The sequence below is a fragment of the Nocardioides aquiterrae genome, from assembly GCF_039526625.1.
Taxonomy (GTDB): Bacteria; Actinomycetota; Actinomycetes; order Propionibacteriales; family Nocardioidaceae; genus Nocardioides; species Nocardioides aquiterrae.
The window spans coordinates 181,417-190,316 of the sequence record NZ_BAAAJE010000007.1; the positions used below are offsets into that span (position 1 = coordinate 181,417).

At 73.0% G+C, this 8,900-nt stretch carries 8 protein-coding genes; 4 read left to right on the forward strand and 4 right to left on the reverse strand.

Annotated features, from left to right (window positions below; all coding sequences use genetic code 11):
* Positions 1–25: 25 nt before the first annotated feature.
* Both ABD086_RS10980 and ABD086_RS10985 read right to left on the reverse strand, forming a co-directional pair.
* Entirely contained in the window at positions 26–646 is a 621-nt protein-coding gene (locus tag ABD086_RS10980; protein ID WP_343907567.1) for a hypothetical protein, read from the reverse strand.
* Between the two features lie 16 nt (positions 647–662).
* Entirely contained in the window at positions 663–1,982 is a 1,320-nt protein-coding gene (locus tag ABD086_RS10985) for a DUF2252 domain-containing protein (RefSeq protein ID WP_343907568.1), read from the reverse strand.
* Positions 1,983–2,062: 80 nt separating this feature from the next.
* On the opposite strand from ABD086_RS10985, the gene ABD086_RS10990 reads away from it, so the two are divergent.
* Positions 2,063–2,800: a hypothetical protein gene (locus ABD086_RS10990; protein WP_343907576.1), complete on the forward strand. Its 738-nt coding sequence runs from the start codon at positions 2,063–2,065 to the stop codon at positions 2,798–2,800.
* A gap of 38 nt (positions 2,801–2,838) precedes the next feature.
* A complete protein-coding gene (locus tag ABD086_RS10995) occupies positions 2,839–4,209 on the forward strand; it encodes an LLM class flavin-dependent oxidoreductase (RefSeq protein ID WP_343907575.1) in 1,371 nt (456 codons plus the stop codon).
* A gap of 103 nt (positions 4,210–4,312) precedes the next feature.
* Here ABD086_RS10995 and ABD086_RS11000 read toward each other — a convergent pair whose 3' ends face one another.
* Together ABD086_RS11000 and ABD086_RS11005 are read right to left on the reverse strand one after the other, a co-directional pair.
* Positions 4,313–5,527 carry an acyl-CoA dehydrogenase family protein gene (locus tag ABD086_RS11000; protein WP_343907569.1) on the reverse strand — a complete coding sequence of 405 codons (1,215 nt, stop codon included), beginning with the start codon at positions 5,525–5,527 and terminating at the stop codon, positions 4,313–4,315.
* Positions 5,527–6,891 carry an acyl-CoA dehydrogenase family protein gene (locus ABD086_RS11005; protein WP_343907570.1) on the reverse strand — a complete coding sequence of 455 codons (1,365 nt, stop codon included), beginning with the start codon at positions 6,889–6,891 and terminating at the stop codon, positions 5,527–5,529. Before ABD086_RS11005 ends, ABD086_RS11000 begins: the two co-directional genes overlap by 1 nt.
* Positions 6,892–6,972: 81 nt before the next feature.
* Here ABD086_RS11005 and def point away from each other — a divergent pair, with 81 nt between their 5' ends.
* Entirely contained in the window at positions 6,973–7,557 is a 585-nt protein-coding gene (gene def / locus ABD086_RS11010) for a peptide deformylase (RefSeq protein WP_343907571.1), read from the forward strand.
* A 22-nt stretch (positions 7,558–7,579) separates the two neighbouring features.
* Entirely contained in the window at positions 7,580–8,710 is a 1,131-nt protein-coding gene (locus ABD086_RS11015) for a magnesium and cobalt transport protein CorA (protein ID WP_343907572.1), read from the forward strand.
* The last annotated feature ends 190 nt before the right edge of the window (positions 8,711–8,900 follow it).

Consider the following 8,900-nt stretch of genomic DNA (forward strand, 5'->3'; position numbering starts at 1 on the left):
AGCCGGCGCCAGGCACGCGGATTGGTCACCAACCGCAGGTTTCAGGGCCGAACTCATGCGGTTGGTGACCAATCCGCGCACTCAGACGACCGCGGTGACCCCCAGGACGGCGACGGCGGGGGCGAAGCCGGTGCCGCCAGCCGTACCAGGCGGCCGGGAGGGCGACCAGGAGGCCGAGCACGAGCCCGCCGCCGCCGAGCGCGTTCGACGCCCAGGTCAGCCCCGCGGCCAGCGCCAGGAGGTGGCCGACCGGGCCGGGTCGGGCGCGGCCGCGCATCGAGCGGGCCAGGGCGGCGAGGACGAGGGCGGCGCCGGCGTACCAGACCAGGTGGCCGACCCGTTCGTCCCAGAGGTGCGCGGTCGTCGAGGGTGCCGTGTTCCCGATCGAGTTGGCGGCCAGGTGGATGCCGTGCCCGGAGAGGTACAGCCCGGCGCCGATGCCGAAAAGGGTCCACGTGCGCGGCCCGGCGCGGTCGGCCGCCAGGGTCAGCGCGCCCGGAGTCAGCACCAGCCCCGGCACCAGCAGGTCGAGCCAGTCGGCCCAGCAGGTGCCGTCCGGAGCGGCACCGAGGCCGCCGGGCAGCAGCCCGAGGTGGTGCGCGACGGCGTACGCGAGCGCGGTGAGCGCCAACCACCGGGAGTACACGGCCCCAGCATGGGCCTCAGGTCGCCGAGACGCCGATCCGACCCGCGCGGAAGGCGTCCACGAACAGCGCGTGGTCCGCGCGCACCCGCTCGGCGTACGACATCGCGAAGTCGGTGAGCCACGTCGTGAGCTCGCGCCGGCGCCGGTGCACCGAGTCCGCGATGGCGTCCTCGACCTGGAAGTCGACCAGGTCCTGGTCGCTGTCCTCGTCCGAGGCGCAGTGGATCTTCGCGGTGGCCCGCCCGAGGAGGTCGACGACGGCTGCGATCTCGTCCGGCTCGGTGATGCCGGACCAGTCCAGGTCGACCTCGTACGGCGAGAGCTCGGCGACGACGTACCCGACCCCGTCGAGCTCGGTGTACCCGAGCAGCGGGTCGGTGTGCACCTGCAGAGCGCGCTGGCTCACGACCGTCCGGTGGCCCTCGTGCTCGAAGTACCGCTCGACCTCGCCGCTGTCGACGAACCGGCTCACCGCCGGCACGTTGGCCTGCTTCATCGTCAGCACGACGTCGTTGTCGAGCGCCTGGCTGAACCCCTCGACCAGGAGGTTGTACGCCGGGAGCCCCGCGCTGCCGATGCCGAAGCCGGACTTGCCGACGACGTCGCGCAGCTCGTAGAACAGCGCCCGGTCGAAGCGCTTGGTGGCCGGGATCGTGTCGAGGTACGCCTCGAACGCGCGCACCACCTTGGCGCGCTCGCGCTGCCCGAGCCGGCGCACGCCGTCGGCGTCGGCGAAGGTGCGGGTGCCGTCGGCGACCCTGGTCAGTCGGTCGAGCTGGTCCGCCCGGCGCTGCAGCCGCGCGACGACCAGCGCCTCGTGCACCGGCCCGGACGTGTTCTCCAGGTGCAGCGCGTAGTCGTCGTCGTCCGACTCGCGGTACTCGTCGACCTGGGCGAGGTAGGCCCGCAGGTAGCGGCCCACCAGGCGCCGTACGTCGTCCTCGGGCAGCGCCTTCTGCCAGCCGACCAACGCGAGCGACGCCGCGAACCGCTGGAGGTCCCACGTGAAGCGGCCCAGGTACGCCTCGTCGAAGTCGTTGATGTCGAAGACCAGCCGGCCGTCGGAGTTCAGGTAGGTCCCGAAGTTCTCCACATGCAGGTCCCCGTGCACCCAGATACGACCACTCCGCTCGTCACAGAACGGGTCCTCGTCGGCGGTGACGTCGGCGTAGAACAGGCACGCCGTGCCGCGGTAGAACGCGTGGGGGTCGGCGGACATGGTGCGGAACTTGTGCCGGAACGCGGCCGGGTCGGCCTCCATCAGGGGCGCGAACGCGTCCTCGAGGACATTGACGATCAGGTCGGCACGGTCGTGCGGGCGTGAGGTGGATGACACCGACGCAGCATGCCCACCGTGACGGGGTACATGCTTGAATCCAGAGCAGGACCCAGCGAACGCGATCGAAGGGAACTCACGTGCCGCGCAAGAACCCCCTCGGCAAGATCAAGGACGCCGCCTCGGAGACGATCAAGGACCCGATCGGCACCGCGACCAAGGCCGCCGGCCACGCCCTGCAGCAGGCGCGCGGCACCGTGGAGGTCGGCAAGGCCGTCGCCGGCCAGGTCACCAAGAGCGCCGCGGGGGTCATCGCGACCCGCGTCCCGGGCCACCGGCACACCGAGCCCGCGGACACCGGGCTGCGCGCCGTGCAGCCGAGCCCCGCCCCGGCTCCCTCCGCGGCCCCGGCAGCGAAGCCGGCCGCGAAGTCCGCCCCGAAGCCGGCCGCCAAGCCCGCCCCGAAGCCCGCGGCCAAGAAGGCGCCGCCGAAGAAGGCGACCAAGCCGCCGGTGACCGACGTCGCCACCGAGCTGGTCAAGAAGCAGGCCGCCCACCAGCCGGTCGCCGAGCCGGCGCCCGCCCCGCAGAGCCCGATCGACGCCGCGGCCGACGCCGCCCAGGTCGACGCGACCCCGGCGGACGTCGCCAAGAAGGTCGCCAAGAAGGCGCCCGCGAAGAAGGCGGCCAAGAAGTCGGCCGCGAAGAAGGCGCCGGCCACGAAGGTCGCCGCGAAGTCGGCGCCTACGAAGACCACCCCGAGCGGCAAGCTGCCGCCGCGCAAGGCCGGGCAGCCGAAGAGCGCCGCGGAGCTGCTCGAGGACCCGGACCTGCCCAGCCCGATCGAGTCGATCGGGAACCCGCCCCGCCAGGACTGACCACGAGCGAGCGGCTGCCCGACCCGGCGCTGGTCGTCCTGGTCGGCGCCTCGGGATCGGGGAAGTCGACCTGGGCTCGCGCCCACTATCGGCGCGACGAGATCGTCGCGTCGGACGACCTGCGCGGCGTGGTCGGCAGCGGCGCGCACGACCTGGACGCCACCGACGACGCGTTCGACCTGCTCGAGCGGATCGTCGCCGCCCGCCTCGGCCGCCGGCTGAGCACCGTCGTCGACACGCTGGGCCTCGACGACGTACGCCGGAGCCGGTGGACGGCGGCCGCCCGCGCGGCCGGGCTGCCGGCGGTCGCGGTCGTCCTGGACACCCCGGACGACGTCTGCCGCGCGCGCAACCGGGCCCGGGACCGGCCGGTGCCGGCGCCCGCGCTCGCCGGCCAGCTGCGCCGGGTCCGCGAGGCCGACCTGGCGGGCTGGGACGTCGTCCACCACGTCGCGCCTTCGGGTCGTGTGCCCCAGACCGACCCGGAGGTCGGGCTCAGGCACACGACCCGTCCAGTCGAACGCCGCTCCTCGCAGGGGCTGCGGTTCGTGCTCCAGGTGAGCCGGTTCCCGTGGGGCGAGGAGCCACCCGCGTGGCTGACCGGCGTCGCGCTGGCCGCCGACGCGGCGGGCTTCGCCGGCATCGCCCTCATGGACCACCTGATCCAGATCCCGCAGGTCGACCGTGCCTGGGCGCCGATCCCGGAGCCCTGGGTCACCCTCGGCCTGCTCGCCGGCCTCGACACCCGCCTCGAGCTCGGGACCCTGGTGACGCCGGTGACGTTCCGGCCGCCGGGGATCACCGCGAAGGCCGCCGCGACGCTCGACGCGCTCTCCGGCGGCCGGGCGTTCGTCGGCCTGGGGGCGGGCTGGTGGGAGCGCGAGCACGCGGCGTACGGCGTCCCGTTCCCGCCGCCGCGCGAGCGCGTCGACCGGGTCGAGCGGGCGATCGCCACGATGCGCGCGCTGTGGGCGCCGGGGACCAGGCCTTCGGCCGACCTGCCCGAGACGACGTCGTACCCGCGGCCGGTTCACGACATCCCGATCATCCTCGGGGGCTCCGGCGACCGGATGCTGGCGGTCGCGCGGGAGCACGCCGACGCCGTCAACGTGCGCACCGAGCACGTCGACCGCGCCCTGCGCGCGCTCGCGGGCACCGACGTCGCGGTCACGGTGCTCGACCTGCCGACCGTCGGTCGCGACCGGGAGGACACCTGGGCCCGGGTCGAGCGGCTGCGGGGCACGACGAAGGCGGCGGCGTACGCCGAGCGCACGTACGCCGGCACCCCGGCCGAGCAGCGCGACCGCTACGGTGCGCTGGCCGACCGGGGTGTCGACACCGTGTTCCTCGCCGTCGCGGACCTGGACGGTCCGGACGACGTGGAGCGGCTCGCTCCCCTCGTGGTCTGACGTGGTCTCGACCCGCCGGTTCCGACCTCGTTCCTCGGTCGGACGGCTTGCTCGACCTTCGTCGCTGCGGCACCCGGCTCGTGACTCGCCGGATGCCTGCTCCTCACTTCAGCTCGGCGCTGGTCAGCCCGAGCACGCGGCGGGCCACGATCAGCTGCTGGATCTGCTGGGTGCCCTCGAAGATGTCGAGGATCTTCGAGTCCCGCGCCCACTTCTCGAGCAGCTCGCCCTCGCTGTAGCCGACCGAGCCCGCGAGCTCGACGCACGACAGCGTGATGTCGGAGCCGACCCGGCCAGCCTTCGCCTTGGCCATCGAGGCCTCGAGCGAGTTCGGCTTGCGGTTGTCGGCCATCCACGCCGCCTGCAGCATCAGCAGGTGCGCGGCCTCCCAGTCGGCCTCCATCTGGAGGAGCTTCGCCGCGGCCGCGTGCTGGGCGAGCGCCGGGCGGTCGTAGTCGACCGTCACCCCGGCCCGCTCGAGGAGCTCCCGGGTCAGGTCCAGGGCCGCCCGGGCGCAGCCGACCGCCATCGACGCGACCAGGGGGCGCGTGTTGTCGAAGGTCGCCATCGCGCCGGCGAACCCCTGCTTCACGTCGATCTCCGGGGAGCCGAGCAGGTTCTCCTTCGGCACCCGGCAGTTCTCGAAGCGGATCGTCGCGGTGTCGGAGGCCTTGATCCCCAGCTTGTGGTCGAGCCGTTCGACGGTCATGCCCGGCGTGCCCTTCGGCACCACGAACGACTTGATCGCGGCCCGGCCGAGCTCCTTGTCCAGGGTCGCCCAGACGACGACCGCGTCGGACCGGTCGCCGGCGGTGACGAAGATCTTCTCGCCGTTGATGACGTACTCGTCGCCGTCGAGGACGGCGGTGGTCCGGATGTTCGCCGAGTCCGATCCGGTGCCGGGCTCGGTGATCGCCATCGACGCCCAGACCCCGTCGAACCGCTCGTGCTGCTCGTCGTTGGCGACCGACGCGATCGCGGAGTTGCCGAGACCCTGCCGGGGCATCGACAGCAGCAGCCCGACGTCGCCCCAGCACATCTCGGCGATCGACATCACCGAGGCGAGGTTGGTGCCGTTGCGGACCGCGCCGTCGGCACCGTCGTCGGTGCGCTTCACGCCGGCCGCGCCGGCGCCCTCACTCGCCCCCGACTCCGAGAGCCCGTCGATCATCGCGGCGAGCATGTCGAGCTCCTTGGGGTACTCGTGCTCGGCCTTGTCGTACTTGCGGGAGATCGGCCGCAGCATGTTCATCGCGACCTGGTGGGCCTGCCCGACCAGCGGCCGGAACTTCTTCGGGTCGTCCAGATTGATGGCCATCAGACCAGCACCGCACCTTCCATGACGCCGATCGCACGCAGGTCGCGGTACCACCGCTCCACCGGGTGCTCCTTCACGAACCCGTGCCCGCCGAGCAGCTGCACGCCGTCCAGGCCGATCTGCATGCCCTTGTCCGCGCACAGCTTCCGGGCGAGCGCGACCTCGCGGGTGAAGTCCTTGCCCGCCGCGGCGCGGGCCGCGGCCTTCCAGGTCAGCAGCCGCATCGACTGCAGCTCGATCGCGATGTTCGCGACCATGAACGCCACCGACTGGCGGTGGGCGACTGGCTCGCCGAACGCCTCGCGCTCCTTGACGTACGGCACCACGTAGTCGAGGACGGCCTGTCCGGTGCCGACGGCGAGCGCGCACCAGGCGATGCGGGCCAGGCGGACGCACTCGGCGTACGTCGACCCGTCGGTCGCGCCCAGGAGCGCGTCGGCCGGGACGTGGACGTCGGTCAGGTCGAGCTTGGTGAGCCCGGCCGCGCGTACCCCCATCGCCGGGTCCGCGACGACCTCGATGCCGGCGGTCGAGGACTCGACCAGGAACAGCGCCGGGGTGCCGTCGAGGGACGCGCCGATCACGAACAGCTCCGCCTCGGCGCCGCGCGGGACCGCCGACTTCACGCCGTTGAGGACGAAGCCGTCGTCGGTCCGGGTGGCGGTCGTCGACGGGCTCATCACGTCGAACAGCACGGTCGGCTCGGTGAGCGCGATCGCGGCCACCGGCACGTCGTCCTCGCTGAACGCCGGGAGGTAGGTCTGCTGCTGCGCGTCGGTGCCCCACAGCCCGATGGCGGTGGCGACCGAGCCGGGCGCCAGCGAGGCCACGGCCAGGCCCATGTCGCCGTGCGCGAGCGCCTCGGCGACCAGGGTCCCGGCCATCGCCGAGCGCTCCTCGGAGATGCCGCCGAGAGCCTCGGGCAGCCCGAGGATCGGCAGGCCGACGTCGCGCCCGGCCGCGAGCACGTCCTCGGGCGCCGCACACGCCTCGTCGGCGGCGGCGGCCGCGGGCCGGAGCACCTCGGTCGCCAGCTCGGTGACCACGTCGACGAGCATCTGCTCGTCCTCGGTCGGGGTCAGGTCGAAGGCGCCGCGCCCCGCAGTGGCCGCCGGGCGGACGCCGGCTGAGCCCTTCGTGCCGGCCTTCGCGAACGTCCGGCTGGCGGCGGTGATGGTCCGGAAGCCGCTGCGGGTGGTGGTGAAGACCGCCTGCTCGGCCTGCCTGCGCAGGCCCACCCGGTCCAGCACGTCGCTCTGCGCGAGGCGGCTCAACGCGGCGACGGCGTACCCGATGGGGTCCCGGCTCTCCTTGCTGGACAGCCCGTGCTTCCCGCCGGGCCGGAGGCTCTGGATCAACGACATGCCGCCAATGTAACTCGGAGTTACACTCAGGGCTACAACTCGCGTCGTGGGGCCCGTCACACGGTCGCTACGCTCCCCTCCATGCCCGACGAGCCCCGCGCCCCGCACGGCCCCCTCCCGGACGGCGGCACCGCCCGGCCGATCACCCGCTGGGGCACGCCGGTGATGCACCGCCCCCAGCAGCGCGTGACGGCGTACGACGACGCGCTCCGGGCGCTGGCCGCCGACATGGTCGCGACCATGAACGCCGCCGACGGGGTGGGCCTGGCCGCGTGCCAGATCGGGGAGGACGTGGCGATGTTCGTCTTCGACTGCCCCGACGCGTCGGGCACCCGGACGGTCGGCGTGGTCTGCAACCCGGTGCTCACCCTGCCCGAGGGCCGCGACCGGCAGCTCGACGAGGACGACGAGGGCTGCCTGTCGTTCCCCGGGGCGTTCGTGGAGTGCGCCCGGCCGGACTTCGCGACCGTGACCGGCACCGGGCTGGACGGTGAGCCGGTGGAGTTCTCCGGCGACGGGCTGCTGGCGCGGTGCCTCCAGCACGAGACCGACCACACGAACGGCACGGTGTTCGGCGACCGGCTGCCGACCAAGGCCCGCAAGAAGCTCCAGAAGGCGCACGACAAGGCGGCCGCGGACTTCCCGCCGGAGTGGCCCGCCGGCTGAGCCCGGGCGTACGCTCCGAGCCGTGTCGGAGCGGTCCCCCTTCAAGCCGATCAGGTCGCTGACCGGTCGGGTGCGCCGCCGTACCCCGGCGACGCCCGGGGCCTCGCTGGCGGTCGAGCGGATCGGCGACCGGGTCAGCATCGTCGACAGCGCCGTCTACGTCGCCGGCGACCGCGTCGCCTCGCCCGAGAGCCTCGCCGACACCTACCGCTCGCTGCGCGAGCACGAGGGGGCGGTCGCCTGGATCGGCCTCTACCGCCCGGACCAGCACGAGCTCGGGTCGCTGGCGGAGGAGTTCGACCTCCACGAGCTCGCCGTCGAGGACGCCATCGTGGCGCACCAGCGGCCGAAGCTGGAGCGGTACGACGACACGCTGTTCGTCGTGCTCCGCGCCGCGCACTACGTCGACTCCCGCGAGGAGGTCGAGTTCGGCGAGGTGCACCTCTTCGTCGGCCCGGACTTCGTGGTCACCGTCCGGCACTCCGAGTCCCCGGACCTGTCCGCCGTGCGCCGCCGGCTCGAGTCCAACCCGGACCTGTTGGCGCTCGGGCCCGAGGCGATCCTCTACGCGATCCTCGACCGGGTCGTCGACGGCTACCTCCCGGTGGTGGCCGGCCTCGAGAACGACATCGACGAGATCGAGACCGAGGTTTTCGGCAGCGACCCCGGCGTCTCGCGGCGCATCTACGAGCTGACCCGCGAGGTGATCGAGTTCCAGCGCGCGACCCGGCCGCTCGCCGCCGTGCTGGCCGCGCTGACGGCCGGCTTCGCGAAGTACGGCACCGACGAGGAGCTCCAGCGCTACCTGCGCGACGTCGAGGACCACCTGATCCAGGTGATCGAGCAGGTCGACGGGTTCCGGCAGCTGCTCCGCGACATCCTCACCGTGAACGCCACGCTGGTCGCGCAGCGCCAGAACGAGGAGATGCGCGCGCTGTCCGAGGCGAGCATCGAGCAGAACGACGACGTCAAGCGGATCTCGGCCTGGGCGGCGATCCTGTTCGCGCCGACGCTGGTCGGCACCGTCTACGGCATGAACTTCGACCACATGCCCGAGCTGCACTGGGCCGGCGGCTACCCGTTGGCGCTCGTCCTGATGCTGCTCGTCAGCCTGACCCTCTGGGGCGTGTTCAAGTACCGCCGCTGGATCTGACGCCGACTCGGCGCTACTGCAGGTGCGTGGCGGGTCGAGTCGGCGCTACTGCAGGTGCGTGGCGGGGTCGAGTCGGCGCTACTGCAGGTGCCTAGCGGGTCGAGTCGGCGCTACTGCAGGTGCGTGGCGGGGTCGAGTCGGCGCTACTGCAGGTGCCTAGCGGGTCGAGTCGGCGCTACTGCAGGTGCCT

Bases quoted from the DNA above. Each gene is read 5' to 3' on its own strand.
- ABD086_RS11000 (WP_343907569.1), bottom strand. From the start codon at position 5,527: ATGGCCATCAATCTGGACGACCCGAAGAAGTTCCGGCCGCTGGTCGGG.
- ABD086_RS11005 (WP_343907570.1), bottom strand. From the start codon at position 6,891: ATGTCGTTGATCCAGAGCCTCCGGCCCGGCGGGAAGCACGGGCTGTCC.
- def (WP_343907571.1), top strand. From the start codon at position 6,973: ATGCCCGACGAGCCCCGCGCCCCGCACGGCCCCCTCCCGGACGGCGGC.